This is a genomic window from Methylosinus sp. LW3 (assembly GCF_000527115.1).
In the GTDB taxonomy this organism is placed as follows: domain Bacteria; phylum Pseudomonadota; class Alphaproteobacteria; order Rhizobiales; family Beijerinckiaceae; genus Methylosinus.
This window is the reverse complement of the sequence record NZ_AZUO01000001.1, coordinates 2,612,767-2,628,183: the sequence shown is the minus strand read 5'-3', so window position 1 is coordinate 2,628,183 and position 15,417 is coordinate 2,612,767. Positions and strand designations below refer to the sequence as shown.

At 64.2% G+C, this 15,417-nt stretch carries 13 protein-coding genes; 11 read left to right on the top strand and 2 right to left on the bottom strand.

From position 1 onward, the window contains the following. Positions 1-142 precede the first annotated feature (142 nt). Positions 143-2,053 carry an ABC transporter ATP-binding protein/permease gene (locus METLW3_RS0113210; RefSeq protein ID WP_024880371.1) on the top strand — a complete coding sequence of 637 codons (1,911 nt, stop codon included), beginning with the start codon at positions 143-145 and terminating at the stop codon, positions 2,051-2,053. A gap of 105 nt (positions 2,054-2,158) precedes the next feature. Here METLW3_RS0113210 and METLW3_RS0113205 read toward each other — a convergent pair whose 3' ends face one another. Continuing rightward, entirely contained in the window at positions 2,159-3,391 is a 1,233-nt protein-coding gene (locus tag METLW3_RS0113205) for an MFS transporter (protein ID WP_198022770.1), read from the bottom strand. Between the two features lie 113 nt (positions 3,392-3,504). Here METLW3_RS0113205 and METLW3_RS0113200 point away from each other — a divergent pair, with 113 nt between their 5' ends. Together METLW3_RS0113200 and uvrB are read left to right on the top strand one after the other, a co-directional pair. Beyond that, positions 3,505-3,993 carry a MarR family transcriptional regulator gene (locus METLW3_RS0113200; RefSeq protein ID WP_024880369.1) on the top strand — a complete coding sequence of 163 codons (489 nt, stop codon included), beginning with the start codon at positions 3,505-3,507 and terminating at the stop codon, positions 3,991-3,993. Positions 3,994-4,061: 68 nt separating this feature from the next. Further along, entirely contained in the window at positions 4,062-6,581 is a 2,520-nt protein-coding gene (gene uvrB, locus METLW3_RS0113195; RefSeq protein ID WP_024880368.1) for an excinuclease ABC subunit UvrB, read from the top strand. A gap of 57 nt (positions 6,582-6,638) precedes the next feature. Here uvrB and METLW3_RS28235 read toward each other — a convergent pair whose 3' ends face one another. Continuing rightward, on the bottom strand, positions 6,639-7,139 hold the full coding sequence (locus tag METLW3_RS28235) for a hypothetical protein (protein WP_157516563.1): 501 nt from the start codon (positions 7,137-7,139) through the stop codon (positions 6,639-6,641). A 200-nt stretch (positions 7,140-7,339) separates the two neighbouring features. On the opposite strand from METLW3_RS28235, the gene METLW3_RS0113185 reads away from it, so the two are divergent. The 8 genes from METLW3_RS0113185 to METLW3_RS0113150 all read left to right on the top strand — a co-directional run bounded on the left by METLW3_RS0113185 (position 7,340) and on the right by METLW3_RS0113150 (position 15,411). After that, positions 7,340-8,431 (top strand): AAA family ATPase, encoded by a 1,092-nt coding sequence (locus METLW3_RS0113185; protein WP_024880366.1) that lies wholly within the window; start codon positions 7,340-7,342, stop codon positions 8,429-8,431. 57 nt (positions 8,432-8,488) lie between these two features. Beyond that, on the top strand, positions 8,489-8,920 hold the full coding sequence (locus METLW3_RS0113180; protein WP_024880365.1) for a hypothetical protein: 432 nt from the start codon (positions 8,489-8,491) through the stop codon (positions 8,918-8,920). Positions 8,921-8,990: 70 nt separating this feature from the next. Then, the gene (locus METLW3_RS0113175) at positions 8,991-9,443 is read left to right on the top strand and encodes a MarR family winged helix-turn-helix transcriptional regulator (RefSeq protein WP_024880364.1); all 453 of its coding nucleotides are present in this window, start codon (positions 8,991-8,993) and stop codon (positions 9,441-9,443) included. Between the two features lie 101 nt (positions 9,444-9,544). Then, positions 9,545-10,849 (top strand): SCP2 sterol-binding domain-containing protein, encoded by a 1,305-nt coding sequence (locus tag METLW3_RS0113170; RefSeq protein ID WP_024880363.1) that lies wholly within the window; start codon positions 9,545-9,547, stop codon positions 10,847-10,849. A 127-nt stretch (positions 10,850-10,976) separates the two neighbouring features. Beyond that, entirely contained in the window at positions 10,977-11,582 is a 606-nt protein-coding gene (locus tag METLW3_RS0113165) for a TetR/AcrR family transcriptional regulator (protein WP_024880362.1), read from the top strand. Between the two features lie 229 nt (positions 11,583-11,811). Then, positions 11,812-12,672 (top strand): TauD/TfdA family dioxygenase, encoded by an 861-nt coding sequence (locus tag METLW3_RS0113160; RefSeq protein WP_024880361.1) that lies wholly within the window; start codon positions 11,812-11,814, stop codon positions 12,670-12,672. A gap of 160 nt (positions 12,673-12,832) precedes the next feature. Beyond that, entirely contained in the window at positions 12,833-14,128 is a 1,296-nt protein-coding gene (locus METLW3_RS0113155) for an adenylosuccinate synthase (RefSeq protein ID WP_024880360.1), read from the top strand. Positions 14,129-14,160: 32 nt separating this feature from the next. After that, positions 14,161-15,411 (top strand): hypothetical protein, encoded by a 1,251-nt coding sequence (locus METLW3_RS0113150; RefSeq protein WP_024880359.1) that lies wholly within the window; start codon positions 14,161-14,163, stop codon positions 15,409-15,411. Positions 15,412-15,417: the final 6 nt, after the last annotated feature.

Genomic DNA, 15,417 nt, shown 5'->3' with positions numbered 1-15,417 from the left:
TGATGGCCCGCCGGTGTGGCCGCGTCAAGGCCGGTGGATGTCGCCGGCGTGAGCGTGGCGCTCGTGCGTTCGCTCTTCAAACCCCTTATATGAAAGCCAGATGTCATAGCGGCGCCTCCGTGCGAAGGATCGGAAGAGGGTGATGCGACAGGTCGATAGCGAAGAAGAACAGGTTTCGGCGCAAGTTTCATTACATGGGACGGTCGAGGCGCAGGAACAGCCGCTTCGGCGCGATTCCATCGTCGCGACCATTCGCAACCTGTGGCCCTATATATGGCCGAAAGGCCGCCGCGACCTCGAGCGACGCGTGCTGATCGCGCTCGCTCTGCTGCTCGTCGGAAAATTGGTGAATATGGCCGTTCCTTTCGCCTTCAAATGGGCGGCGGATGGCCTCGCTGCGGACGCCGCCGTTCCGAGCATTCTCGGCGGCGCCGTCGGCTTCACCATTCTCTATGGCGTGCTGCGCGCGCTCTATGCGCTGCTGACGCAGGCGCGCGACGCGCTTTTCGCGGCCGTCGCCATGCATGCGGTGCGGCGGCTCGCCAATCATGTCTTCGTGCATATGCATCAATTGTCGCTGCGTTTTCACATCGGCCGCAAGACCGGCGGCTTGACGCGCGTGCTGGAGCGCGGCCGCGACGGCATAGAGACGCTCACCCGGCTCGTCATGTCGACGGCGGTCCCGACCATCGTCGAGTTCGCGCTCGTCGTCGGCGTGCTCACTGTGCAATTCGATTGGGATTATGCGCTGGTCGCCATGGCGACGATCGTGGCTTTTCTGCTCTACACGCTCGTCGCCACCAATCGGCGCATCGCCATTCGCCGCTCGATGAACGAGAGCGACGTCGACGCCAATGTGAAGGCGATCGACAGCCTGCTGAACTATGAGACGGTGAAATATTTCGTCGCCGAGCGGCGCGAGGCCGAGCGCTATGACAAATCCATGGCGATCTACGAGAACGCCAGCATACGCTCGTACATCTCGCTCGCTCTGCTGAACGCCGGCCAGGCGGTGATCTACACGATCGGCCTCGCGGTGATGATGATTCTGTGCGTGCAGGGCGTGCGCAGCGGGCGCAACAGCGTCGGCGATTTCGTGCTGGTGAACGCCATGATGATCCAGCTCTATCAGCCGCTGAATTTCATGGGCACGCTCTATCGCGAAACACGGCAGGCGATCGTCGATATCGAGAAAATGTTCGCCATTCTCTCGCAGCAGCCGGAGATCGCCGATCGTCCCGGCGCGGCGGACCTCGATGTGCGGGAAGGGCGCATCGTCTTCGACGATGTGGTCTTCGCCTATGACAGCAAGCGGCCGATTCTGCAGGGCGTGAGCTTCACCGCGGAGCCCGGCGCGACCATCGCCATCGTCGGCCCCTCGGGCGCCGGAAAATCGACGATCTCACGGCTCATGTTCCGCTTCTATGAGCCGCAGGCGGGCCGCATCACCATAGATGGGCAGGATATTTCCGCGGTCACGCAGCGCTCGCTGCGCGAGGCGATCGGCATGGTGCCGCAGGATACGGTGCTGTTCAACGACAGCATCGCCTACAACATACGCTATGGCCGTTGGGACGCGAGCATGGAGGAGGTGCGCGAAGCGGCGCGTCTCGCGCAGATCGACAGCTTCATCCGCTCGCTTCCCGATGGCTATGACGCCCAGGTCGGCGAGCGCGGGCTGAAGCTCTCGGGCGGCGAGAAGCAGCGCGTCGCCATAGCGCGCACGATTTTGAAAGGCCCGCCGCTGCTCATTCTCGACGAGGCGACATCGGCGCTCGACAGCTTCACCGAGCATGAGATTCAAGAGGCGCTGGCGCGCGTCTCGCGCGGCCGCACGACGCTCGTGATCGCGCATCGTCTCTCCACCGTGGTGGATGCGGATGAAATTCTGTTCCTCGATCACGGCCGCATCGTGGAGCGCGGCGCGCATCTGCAATTGTTGGAGAAGAACGGCGCCTATGCCGCCATGTGGCGCCGCCAGCGTCAGGCGGATGAGGAAGGCTCGCCGCGCGGCGAGGCCGAGCGACGCGAGACGGTGGAATTGCCCGCGTGAGCGCTAGAGTCATTCCGGTTCAGATTGAACCGGAATGACTCTGGATCTCCTTGTTCGGTCGTATTTTCTTCACGCGAACCGGTTCCCACATCGCTCGAAAACACTCTAGCGGGGCGTCGCGCCGCGATCATCGCTCAGGCGGCTTTGCGGAGAAAAGCGCATAGCGATGGCGATCGTCAGAAAAACGCCGACCGCCATTGCTTCCCAAGCCCCGGTGAGATCGGCGAAACGGTCTCGGATCGCGCCGGCGGCGAAAGGCGTCAGGCTGGCGATGATATATCCGCCTCCCTGCACGAAGGCTGCGAGCTCGCCGGCGCGGGACGGATCGTCGACATGATCGAGCGTGACGATCAAGGACAGTGGAAACAATGCGCCGAGGCCGAGTCCTAGCAGAATCGCCGCCGGCCATGCGAGCGACAGAGGCGCCACGGCCACGACGATCAAGCCTGCCGTTATGCTCGTCAGCACAACGAAAAGCGGCCCGCGGCGATCGGGAAAGCGCGCAATGAAAGCGGAGACAGCGAGGCTCGCGGCCACTTCCGCGAGGGTAACGCCGGCGAGCAGATAGCCGCTATAGGCGCGGCTCTGGCCGAGGCTCGTGTAATAGGGCGGCAACCAGGCGAGGACCAGCGTGAAGGCGCCGGTGCCGACGCCGAAAAACAGCATCAGCGTCCAGGTGCGGCCGTGACGCCACAGGGGCTCGGTCGCTCGGCTCACGCCGCCGCCGGCGCCTCTCCTGGGGAATGGGAGCAGCAGCCAGACGAGCGCGGCGACGAAAGCCGGGATCGCCCAGACGGCCAGCGCGGCGGGCAGGCCGAAGTCGCGCTCCAGCCCGGCGGCGGTGGCGGCGGACAAAGCCGCGCCGGCCATTATGCCGGTCGTGTAGAGCGCCATGACGCGGCCGGCGCCGGCTCCGAAGCGCCCTTTGACGAAACCGGGCAGAAGCGCTTGCACGATGGCGACGCCGAGGCCAGCCGCCGCCGCCGTCATCAGCATTCCGGCGGCGTCGGCCCATTCCGATCGGCTCGCGCAGGCGAGGGAAATGATCGCGATTCCGATCGCGACGCCGGTCTTCGCGCCGAGAAGCCGCGTCAGACGCCGTCCTGCAAATGCGCCGACGCCCATGAGAAACACCGGCAAGGTCGTGAGCAGTCCGGCTTGCGCCGAAGACAGCCCCGCGGAATTTTCGATAATGTCGAGAATCGGCCCGAGTCCGGCCATAACCGGCCGGAGATTGAGCGCGAGGCACAGGATCGCGATCAGGGTGAAGCCATGCCCCTCGTTTCGGGCGCGGGTTTCGGAAGCGGCGGCGGCGGCGATATCGGCTGGGACGGTCATGTGTTCACTCGCAATTTCAAGGGAGGCGAGGCGCGCTTGCGGCAAATTCATTCGGGGGATAATATCTCGATGATAAGTATCTTTATGTCAAGATATATGGACGGACTCACAAAATGAACCAGGACCGCGCTGCGCTGGCCGCTCGGCAATGGAGCCGCGAAAGGCCCGATTTGGACACTTTTCCGATGGAGGCGCTGGGTCGGCTGCTCGAGCTGGCGTCGCGGATCTCTCGCGACCGGCTCGCTCCCGTCTTCGCCGCTTTCGGCTTGCAGAATGGGGATTTCGACGTAATGGCGACGCTCCGCCGCGCCGGCCCGCCCTATGCGCTGACGCCCACGGCGCTCTATGAGGCGACGATGATCTCCTCTGGCGGCATGACGGCGCGTATCGATCGGCTGGAAAAAGCCGGCCATGTGGCGCGCGTCAAGCATCCGACGGATCGGCGCGCCGCGTTGGTGGGGCTGACCGAGCAGGGGAGGTCGCTGATCGACGAGGTCTTGCCCCGCCATGTGAAGGCCGAAGCTACGATCTTGTCCGCGCTGACGGAAGACGAGCAGAAGACTCTCGACCGGCTGCTCGCCAAGCTTTTGGGCGGCCTGTAGCGCCGGCGGTGGCGCGGGGCGTTTCTTCGCGCTTCCATCCTCGTGATTCCGGGGCCATATTCGCGGCCATGGCCTCTGCTCCGAAAAAGCCGAAAAACCCTGCTCGCCCGACGCGCGCCAAGGCCGCCAAGCCCGAGGTGTCGCCGATCGCGCCGCATTTGCAGGCGCTGCTCAATCCCGGCCTCGCCGAGCGGCAGGCCGGCTTCGAGGAGGCGCCGCAGGCGGCCTATGACGCCGGCTCGGTCGATGGGGAGCTGGCCGAACGGCTCGATCTCGGCGGCGCGGGCGGCGTGTCGGCGACGATGGAGAGTCTCGAGCAGCTGCTGAAGCTCGGCGATCCCAATCTGCGCGAGAAAAAGCCCTGGACGCCGCATCGGCCGGAGCGGCCGCAAAAGAGCGAAGGCGGCGTCAAATTCGATCTCGTTTCCGATTATCAGCCGCGCGGCGACCAGCCGCAGGCGATCGAGGAGCTGGTCGCCGGCATAGAGGCGAATGAACGCGATCAGGTGCTGCTCGGCGTCACCGGCTCCGGCAAGACATTCACAATGGCGCAGGTGATCGCGCGCACGCAGCGGCCGGCGCTGGTGCTGGCGCCCAATAAGACGCTCGCGGCCCAGCTCTATGGCGAGTTCAAAAGCTTCTTCCCCAACAACGCCGTCGAATATTTCGTGTCCTACTACGATTATTATCAGCCCGAGGCCTATGTGCCGCGCACCGACACATACATCGAGAAAGAATCCTCGGTGAATGAGCAGATCGACCGCATGCGCCACGCCGCCACGCGCGCGCTGCTCGAGCGCGACGACGTCATCATCGTCGCCTCTGTCTCCTGCATCTACGGCATAGGCTCGGTCGAGACCTATACGGCGATGACATTCGGCGTCAGCATTGGCGAGAAGCTGGAGCAGCGTCAGCTGGTCACTGATCTCGTCGCTCTGCAATATCGCCGTATCGGCTCCGATTTCACGCGCGGCACATTTCGCGTGCGCGGCGATACGGTCGATATTTTCCCGGCCCATTATGAAGACCGCGGCTGGCGCGTCTCCTTCTTCGGCGATGAGGTCGAGTCGATCTGCGAGTTCGATCCGCTCACCGGCAAGAAGACGCAGGACCTGGAATTCGTGAAGGTCTACGCCAATTCGCATTATGTGACGCCGCGTCCGACGCTGCTGCAATCGATCAAAGCGATCAAGGACGAATTGCGCGGGCGGCTCGGCGAGCTGAACAACGCCGGACGTCTCGTCGAGGCGCAGCGATTGGAGCAGCGTACGCGCTATGATCTCGAGATGATGGAGGCGACCGGCTCTTGCGCCGGCATCGAGAATTATTCGCGCTATCTCACCGGGCGTAGGCCCGGTGAGCCGCCGCCGACTCTGTTCGAATATCTGCCGGACAATTCCATCGTCTTCGCCGACGAGAGCCATGTGAGCATTCCGCAGATCGGCGCCATGTATAAGGGCGACTTTCGCCGCAAGGCGACGCTCGCCGAATATGGCTTTCGCCTGCCGTCCTGCATGGACAATCGTCCGCTGCGCTTCGAGGAATGGGACGCGATGCGCCCGCAATCGGTCGCCGTCTCGGCGACGCCGGGCAATTGGGAGATGGAGCGCACGGGCGGCGTCTTCGTCGAGCAGGTCATTCGTCCGACCGGCCTTATCGATCCGCCGGTGGAGATACGTCCGGCGCGCTCGCAGGTCGATGATCTTCTCGGCGAGGTGAAGGCGGTGAGTGACGCGGGCTATCGCTCGCTCGTCACCGTGCTGACCAAGCGCATGGCGGAGGACTTGACCGAATATCTGCATGAGAATGGCGTGCGCGTGCGCTACATGCATTCGGACATAGACACGATCGAGCGTATCGAGATCATTCGCGATCTCAGGCTCGGCGCCTTCGACGTGCTGGTCGGCATTAATCTTCTGCGCGAGGGATTGGACATTCCAGAGTGCGGCTTCGTCGCTATTCTCGACGCCGATAAGGAAGGTTTCCTGCGCTCCGAGACCTCGCTGGTGCAGACGATCGGCCGCGCTGCGCGCAATGTCGACGGACGCGTGATCCTCTATGCGGATCACATCACCGGCTCCATGCAGCGCGCCATGGACGAGACCGACCGCCGCCGCGCCAAGCAGCAGGCCTATAATGCCGAGCATGGCATCACGCCAGCGAGCATAAAGCGCGACATCGCCGATATTCTCGGCTCGCTCGCCGAGCAGGATCATGTGACGGTGGACGCTGGCCTCTCCGAGCTGGCGCCGGGCCACAATATGCAGGCGACGCTCGCCGATCTCGAGAAGCGCATGAAGGCGGCCGCCGCCGATCTCGCCTTCGAGGAGGCGGCAAGGCTGCGCGACGAGATTTCCCGCCTGCAACGCGCCGAGCTTCTCGCCGAGGCCAATCCGCTGATGCGTCCGCGCGGAAGGGGAGGGGAGGCGCCTGCGATCTCCGGCACACGCGCGCACAAGCCGACCGACGCCGATATGGGTCCGCATAATTTCGGCGGCGGCGAAGCGCGGCCGCTGTCGCGTCCCGCGCCGCGGTCGATGGCGGGCAAGGCGGGGACGAAGGTCGTGAAGGGGAAGCTGAACAAATAGCGAAGTTGGTGAAGGGAACGCCCAGATAGGCGATCTCTCGTTCGTCTCCGTTATTGATCAGGTCGAAAAGTCACAGACGATTTCGCCGCTGGATCCCTTCGGAATTTTGGCGGAATGACCAAAGGGAGCGCGATCCGGGTCCGCCTTTAGAGCGCGGTTTGCCGCCGAAACTTCGGTTCCGAAAACGCGGAGCACCGCGGAACGCGGTTCCGAGAATCGAATCCGCCATTGCTGTACGCCGTTTTCATTTCCCACTGCGAACTCCAGCTCTTGCAACTTGAGTCCTCGCCAAAATCCGTCCAGCGGCACCACGACCTGCGTATATTCTCCCTTGTTGACGGATCGCGCTTTGCCAATTCCGGCTCTTATCTCGGGAGGAATTTTTACGCTAACCGACTGGTTTACTTTCGTATTCTTGGAGTCTGCGTCATTGCCGTAGCGATCTCCGATATTTTTATGGAGAGTCGTGAAAGCTTGTGATTGACGGCAGCTCGCTGCTTCGTTGAAGAACGCGTCGAAATCGACAGGGTCGGCGTGTAGAGGAGTCACAAAAAGCATAGCTATTCCGCACCACAGACTTCGCATGGCCGCTCTCAATCTATTTTTGTTGAACCTGAACTATTTGATTTTCCCGGGACCAGCTTGTCAAGGGCGGTGCGGGCGTCCATTCGGCGCGGTGAATTGTTTTGACACTTGCCGCACTCTGCCGCTTCCGCCATCCTGGCCGCGATACAATCGATCGAGTCGAAAAATTTCCCATGCCCGTCTGGACCAACGAACAAGAGCGCGCGCTCTCGGCCGTCGCCGCATGGCTGAAGGACGGAAAGGCGCAGCTGTTTCGTCTGTTCGGCTATGCCGGCACGGGCAAATCGACGCTGGCGCAATATATCGCCGAGAGCGTCGATGGCGATGTCGCCTTCGGCGCTTTTACCGGCAAGGCGGCGCTGGTGATGCGCTCCAAGGGCTGCAAGGATGCGCGCACCATTCACAGCCTCATCTATCGCGCCACCGATACGGAGACGGAGGAGCCGGCTTTCGAGCTGAACGAGGACAGCGACGCGGCGAAAGCCAAGCTCATCATCATCGACGAATGCTCCATGGTCGATGAGGAGCTCGGCCGCGATCTTCTCTCCTTCGGCAAGAAAGTGCTGGTGCTGGGCGATCCGGCGCAATTGCCACCGGTGAAGGGGGGCGGCTATTTCACCGAGGCCGAGCCGGATGTGATGCTGACGGAAGTGCATCGCCAGGCGGCGGATAATCCGATCGTGCGCCTCTCCATGATCATTCGCGAGGGCGGGCGGCTCGATTACGGCGTCTATGGCGAGACGCAGGTGGTGCGGCGCGACGCGCTCGATCCCGCGCTCATCACCAATGCCGATCAGGTGCTCGTCGGCCTCAATCGCACGCGCCGCGCCTATAATAATCGCCTGCGGCAATTGCGCGGCTTCACGGGCTCGCTGCCGCAATCGGGCGAGAAGCTGGTCTGCCTGCGCAATAATCGCAAGAAGGGCCTGCTCAATGGCGCGCTGTTCAAGGTGAAGAGCGCCGGCGCGGTGCGGCGCGGCAAGGTGCGGCTGCTGGTCGAGCCGGAGGAGACGGCGGGGAAATTCCAGCGCGTCGGCGTGCTGCCGCAATTCTTCGAAGGCGGCGACGCCGAGATTCCTTACGCGCAGCGCAAGGATTCGGATGAGTTCGACTTCGGCTATTGCCTCACCGTGCACAAGTCGCAGGGCTCGCAATGGGACGATGTCGCGCTGTTCGACGAGTCCTTCGCCTTTCGTGAGCATCGCGCGCGCTGGCTCTATACGGGCGTGACGCGCGCCGCGCGCAAGCTGACGGTGGTGACGTGATTTCGTCGCGACGCTCGTGACGATGGACGGGCGGCTCCTCATAGAGGACCAGATGCGATGGCTTTATCCGAGGACGATGCGATCGAACGGCTCGCTTCGAAAGTGATCGATCGAAGCTTGCCGAAGGCGGAATGGACCCATGCGGCGCATTTCGCGACGGCGCTATGGCTTTTGCGGAACCGGCCCGACCTCGCGACGCCCCTGGAAATCCGCGAAATCATAACGCGCTACAATGAGGCGACGAACACGGCCAATACGGATGCGAGCGGCTATCATCACACCATCACGCTGGCTTCGATGCGGGCCGCCGCCGAACATTTGCGCGCTCACTCCCCGGATGCGCCGCTTCATGCGGTGCTTCTATCGCTCATGGCCTCGCCGCTCGGTCATCCAGACTGGCTCTTGTCCTATTGGAGTCGCGAGACTCTGTTCAGCGTCGCCGCCCGGCGGGCCTGGGTGGAGCCGGACCGCGCGCCATTGCCGTTCTGAGCCTTCGCTCGTCGATGGCGCGGACGCTCGCGCTTGACGTCGGCACGATAGGGGCATATGCATCTATCTTATGAACGAGCCCGATCCGGCCGAAGTCAGAGCCTGCGCCGCGAGCTGCGCGGTCGCCAATGTGCGACGCGCGGCGCGTGCTATCGGCAAGCTCTATGCGGAGAGTCTTTCCGGGCTCGATCTCGAGCCGACGCAATATTCGCTGCTCGTCGCCTGCTCGCTGGCGGAAGGTTGGACAGTCAGCAAGCTGGCGGAGGTTTTCGTTCTGGATCGCAGCGCGCTCGCGCGCAATCTGGCGGTGATGGAAAAGCGGGGGCTCTTGCGCGTGAAGGCCGGCGAGGATCGCCGCACGCGCGAGGTGACGCTGACCAAGCAGGGCCGCGCCATTCTCGCCATTGCGCTGCCGCTTTGGCGCGCGGCGCAAACCAAGGCGGAAGAGAAATTCGGCGCCGAGAGATTGGCGCATCTCGTCGGCGAGTTGCGCGCGCTCGCCGCGGCGGTTCAGGACGATTGACGCGTATCTTTGGCGAACGAGAGCGTGCCTGAAGGCTCGCGGTCCAGTTTTCGTGAGGCGCGCGCATCGCACGGCTCACGCGCAAAAAGGGGCATATGCACATGTCTATGCAGGCTCATGAGATCGCTTCGCCGCCGGCGCGAGAACCGTTCGAGGCGCGACGCTTGCGCGAGATGGCGCTTTCCGCCGGCGCGGATGATGTCGGCTTCGTCTCCATCGACGATCCGGCGATCGCTTTCGAGCGCGCGGAGATTCTCGCCGCCTTTCCCTATGCGCGAACGCTCGTCTCTTTCGTGATGCGGATGAATCGCGAGAATATCCGCAGCCCGGCGCGCTCGCTGGCCAATGTGGAGTTTCACCGCGTCGGCGACGAGACCGATGCGGTGTCGCATCGGCTGACGCGAATGCTCGAGGATATGGGCGTGCGCGCCGCCTATCCTGCAATGGCATTTCCGATGGAGGCGGCGCGCTGGCCAGCCAAAATGTGGGTCGTCTCGCATAAGCCCGTCGCCGTCGCCGCCGGGCTCGGCAAGATGGGCGTGCATCGCAATGTCATTCATCCGAAATTCGGCAATTTCATTCTGCTCGGGACGGTGGTCGTCGATGTCGCGCTCGATTCCTATTCGCGCCCGCTCGATTACAATCCCTGTCTCTCCTGCAAGCTCTGCGTCGCCGTCTGTCCGACGGGCGCGATAGCGCCGGACGGCGGCTTCGATTTTGCCGCCTGCTACACGCATAATTATCGCGAGTTCATGGGCGGCTTCATGGATTGGGTGGAGACGATCGCCGATGCGAAAAGCGCCGCCGGCTATCGCGAGAAGGTCGAGGATGCGGAGAGCGTCTCCATGTGGCAGAGCCTCGCCTATGGGCCGAATTACAAGGCCGCCTATTGTCTCGCGGTCTGTCCGGCGGGCGAGGATGTGATCGGCGCTTATCGCGGCGATCGAAGCGGTTTTCTGCAGAGCATCGTCGATCCGCTGAAGAAGAAGAAGGAGACAATCTATGTGACGCCGCTATCGGACGCCGAGGATTATGTGAAGCGCCGCTTTCCGCACAAGAGGGTGAAGCGCGTCGCCAATGGCATGCGCGCCGCCTCCATAGCGAGCTTCGCGCGGGGCCTGTCGCTGCGGTTTCAGAAGAAGCGCGCGGCCGGCCTCTCGGCGGTCTATCACTTCGCCTTCAGCGGCGCGGAGCGCAAGGACCTCACCGTGCGCATCGACAATGGCCGGCTCGAGGTCGGGGAGGGGCTGATCGGAAAGGCGGATCTCGTGATCCGCGCCGATGCGCAGAGCTGGCTGCGCTTTCTGCGCAAGGAGCGGAGCCTGCTATGGGCGCTGGTCACACTCGAGATCAGGCTGCGCGGCGACCCACGGCTGCTCGCGGCCTTCGGTAAGTGTTTTCCGTGATGTTTCGCTTTTCGGTCGAATGGAACCGCTCCAATATTGGCGCTCTGCGGTCCAATCGGATCGCGTAGCGCGCTATATGTGAGAGAGCGCCGACTCTGTGGCGCGGGCGCAGATCACGCGAGGGGCCATGGATAATGCGTCGAGGTCGCAACGAACCCGCAGGGCGGTCATCCAGGCCGCGCTGGCGATCATCGCGCGCGACGGGCCGGGGCGCTTGACGCTGGACGCGATCGCCCGTGAGAGCGGCGTCAGCAAGGGCGGGCTGATGCATCAGTTCCGCACCAAGGAGGCCGTGCTCAAGGCTCTGCTCGAGCACCAGATCGAATATTTCGCGGATTTTTCGCGCGCCTATATGGCCGAGCACGGCGCCGGGCAGGCCGCGCCCCGCCTCGCCGCGCAAATTGCGACGCTGCGCCAAACGCTGATCGAGCCGCGTTCCGTGGCTTTCGCCATTTTCGGCGCCCTCGGGCAGGATCCGAGCCTCCTCGCCATCACGCGCGAGAATGATGCGGAATCTTTGGAGGCGATCAAGGCGGAGGCGAAAGATCCGGATTTGGCGCTGCTGCGCTGGGCGGCGGCGCGCGGCTTGGCGTTGAGCGCCCTGCTGGGCATGTGCCCGCTCAGCGAGGAGGAGCGCGACCGCTTGTTCGAGCGCCTGCTCGACGAGGCCTCTTGGGACGAGCTGTCCGAAAATGCCGATGGCTCCCCGGCGCCGTCCGGGCCGAGAGAGTAGCAGCCTGCTGATTTTATGTGAGAAAGCCCGCAGAAATGCGGCTGCCACAAAAACAAACCATCTAGACGGTTTTTAAGATGGGTGCTAATCCTGCCGCAGTGAGGCGAAGGGCGAGCGCCCGCCTCGGACGAGGAGGGGGCCGATGCCGGCTCGCCTCCGCGCCCTATCTCGAGCCGGGCAGGCTCGCCGATCCGACCCTCTGGCTCGCAGCCGCCAGGAGAATCATCCCATGAGGTCGCCCTCGGCCGAAGCGAAATTGGAGGTTTTGGATCTTACGCCGCATATCGGCTCCGAGGTCGCGATCGATGTCGCGGCTCTGATGAGCGGACGTCATGCGGCAGAGATTCGCGATCTTTTGGAGCGACGCGGCATCCTCGTCTTTCGGGGGCTCCATCTCGACGACGCGCAGCAGCGCGCCTTCACCCGAACGATCGGCGAGCTCTTGCCGCAGGGCGATGACGGCCTGTTGCGGATAACGCTCGACCAGGCGGCGAACCCGGCCGCGGCCGAATATCTGAAGGGCTCCTTCCATTGGCATATAGACGGCGCCACCGACGATGCGCCGACCGCCGCCTCTGTCCTCAATGCGAAGCGGCTGTCCACGACGGGAGGGCAGACGGAATTCTGCAACAGCTGCGTCGCCTGGGAGGAAATGCCGGACTCGGTGAAGAAATCTGTCGGCGATCTTTATGTGGTCCACAATGTCGAGACGGCGCAATGGCTGGTCAATCCCACGCCCTCCTATGAGGAGCTGCGTCGTTGGCGCAGTCATGCGCCGAAGGTCCATCCGCTGGTCTGGACCAAAAAATCGGGCCGCAAATCGCTCATGCTCGGCTGCACCGCCTCGCATGTGGACGGCGCCGACACGGATGAAGGCCGCATGCTGCTGCGCGAGCTGATGGAATGGGCGACGCGGCCTCGCTATGTCTATCGGCACCAGTGGCAGGTCGGCGATTTGCTGATCTGGGACAATACCGGCGTTATGCATCGCGTGACCCCCTATGATCCAGAGAGTGGGAGATTGATGACTCGCACGGCGATCAAAGGGGAAGAGCCACAGCCGCCGGGGCGCGAGAGCGGCCGCTTCTGATCCGGCGTTCGCGCTCAGGCTTTCTGCGTCCGGCCGGCCCCACGCGCGAGCCGCCTTTGACCCTTTCCGCGATTTGCGCTAAACGATTGCCGTAACGAGCCCCGGCGTTACCCGCCGGGGTTTTTTCTTGGGCTCACGCGAGAAAGCAGACTGAAGCGCCATGGCGAATGTAGTCGTGGTCGGCGCCCAATGGGGCGACGAAGGCAAGGGCAAGATCGTCGATTGGCTCTCGCTCGAGGCAGATGTGGTGGTGCGCTTCCAGGGCGGCCACAATGCGGGCCATACGCTCGTCATCAATGGCGTGACCTATAAGCTCGCGCTGCTGCCATCCGGCATAGTGCGGCCGGGCAAGCTCTCGGTCATCGGCAATGGCGTCGTCGTCGATCCGCATTTTCTCGTCGGCGAGATCGAGCGTCTGCGCGAGCAGGGCGTCGAGATCGGCCCCGAGAATTTCAAGATCGCCGAGAACGCCCCGCTCATCCTCTCGCTGCATCGCGAGCTCGACGCCTATCGCGAGGAGGCGTCCGGCAATGGCGTGAAGATCGGCACCACCAAGCGCGGCATCGGCCCCGCCTATGAGGACAAGGTCGGCCGCCGCTCGGTCCGCCTGATGGATCTCGCCGAGCCGGATACGCTGGACGAAAAGATCACCCGCCTGCTCGCCCATCACAATCCGTTGCGCCGCGGTCTCGGTCTGCCGGAGATCGAGCCGGCGAGCGTGCGCGACGAGCTGCTCTCCGTCGCGCCGCAGGTGCTGCCTTACATGGATGCGGTGTGGGAGCTGCTCGAGGATCTCCGCCGCGCCGGAAAGCGCATTTTGTTCGAGGGCGCGCAGGGCGTGCTGCTCGATGTCGACCACGGCACTTATCCTTATGTGACCTCCTCCAACACGGTCTCCGCCTCGGCGGCCAGCGGCTCCGGCCTCGGACCGGGGGCGATCGGCTATGTGCTCGGCATCGCCAAAGCCTATACGACGCGCGTCGGCGGCGGGCCTTTCCCCACTGAGCTGCACGACGAGATCGGCACGCTGATCGGCGACCGCGGCCATGAGTTCGGCACCAACACCGGGCGCCGGCGGCGCTGCGGCTGGTTCGACGCCGTGCTGACGCGCCAGGCCGTGAAGACCTCCGGCATCGACGGGATCGCTTTGACCAAGCTCGATATTCTCGACGGTCTCGAGACGATCGAAGTGTGTACCCATTATCTCTTGGACGGCGTCCGCATCGATCGCCTGCCGGCCTCGCAATCGGCGCAGGCGCGGGTGGTTCCCGTCTATGAGACGATCGAGGGATGGCAGGGAACGACGGGCGGCGCCCGCTCCTGGGCCGATCTCCCGGCGCAGGCCATCAAATATGTGCGCCGCATCGAGGAATTGATCGGCGCTCCGGTCGCGCTCCTCTCCACAAGCCCCGAGCGCGATGACACGATTCTCGTGCGTAATCCTTTCGAGGATTGACGAGAATCGCCCGAGGTGGTCTTAGAAGCCCCATGGCCGACTATTATTCGCTGCTCGCCCGCGCGGTCGCCGCTCTGCCGCAATCCGCGCCGGAATCGCGGCAAGCGGTCTATGAACGAGCCCGCAAGGCGCTGTTCAACCAGCTTCGCAGCATTCAGCCTCCCGTCGCCGAGGAGGATATAGAGGCCGAAGGCCGCGCTTTGGACGAGGCCATCGCGCGCCTCGAGCTCGAGGTCGTCCGCGAGCAGACCGGGCGAGAGCCCGTCGCCGCGCCGGCGCCCAAGGAGAAGCGCGCTCCCGAGCCGGAGACGAAAGAGCCGCTCAAAAGCGCGGAGCCCGTCGCGGCGGAGCCCTTCGCCGAGCCGAAGCCGGAAAAGCCTGTCCCTGTCGACAAAGCGCCTCTCGCCGAGAAAGCGCCGCCGGCCGAAAAGCCCGCCCCGCTGGAGGACGCGCCGACGCAGCCGCAGCGGCCTCCCGCGCCGCTGCCGCCTCTGCCGGAGCCCACCAGCGTCTCGCGCCGCGTCATCGTCATCGGCGGCGTGCTCGCCGCTGTGGTGGCGCTGGTCGCCGTTCTGGCGCTTCAATTCCGCGAGCGGCCGGAGGATCTCGCCAAGCTGCAGCCGGAGCCTTCCGCCGTGGAGAGCGGCGAGGGCGGCAAGCTGGCCGATCGCATCGGCGGCGAGAGCGACGCGTCGCCGCCGCCGTCGCGCGCGCCCTCGGAGCAGCGGAGCCAGCCGGTCGCCGTCGCGCAAAAGGCCGAGCTCTGGGTCGCCGCGCCGGAGGAGGCCGCCAAGGTCAAGACATTCCCCGGCACCGTCGTCTGGCGGCTGGACAGCATGCCGGCCGGACCGGGCCAGCCGGTCTCGCCGGCGATCCGCGGCGAGATCGATTTCCCGACCGCCAAGCTGAAGACGACGATCGTCATTCAGAAGAATCTCGATCCGACGCTCTCGGCCTCGCATACGGTGAATCTGTCTTTCAATCTCGGACCGGGCAATGAGCTGAAGCGCATAAAGGCGATCGGGCCGATTCAGATGCGCCGGCCGGAGGCGCAGTCGGGCGAGCAGGTCGCCGGCGTTCCCGTGCCGATCACCGACAACGCCTTTCTCATCGGCCTGCTGCGCGGCAATCGCGAGGCGCGCAATGTCGTGCTGCTGCGCTCCCCCATGGTGCTCGATCTGCCGTTCCAGCTCGAGGACGGCCGTGCGGCGACGATCTCGCTCGAGAAAGGCCCCGGCGGCGAGCGCGTCTTCGCCGATGCGCTGGACGCATGGTCGAAATAATCTCAC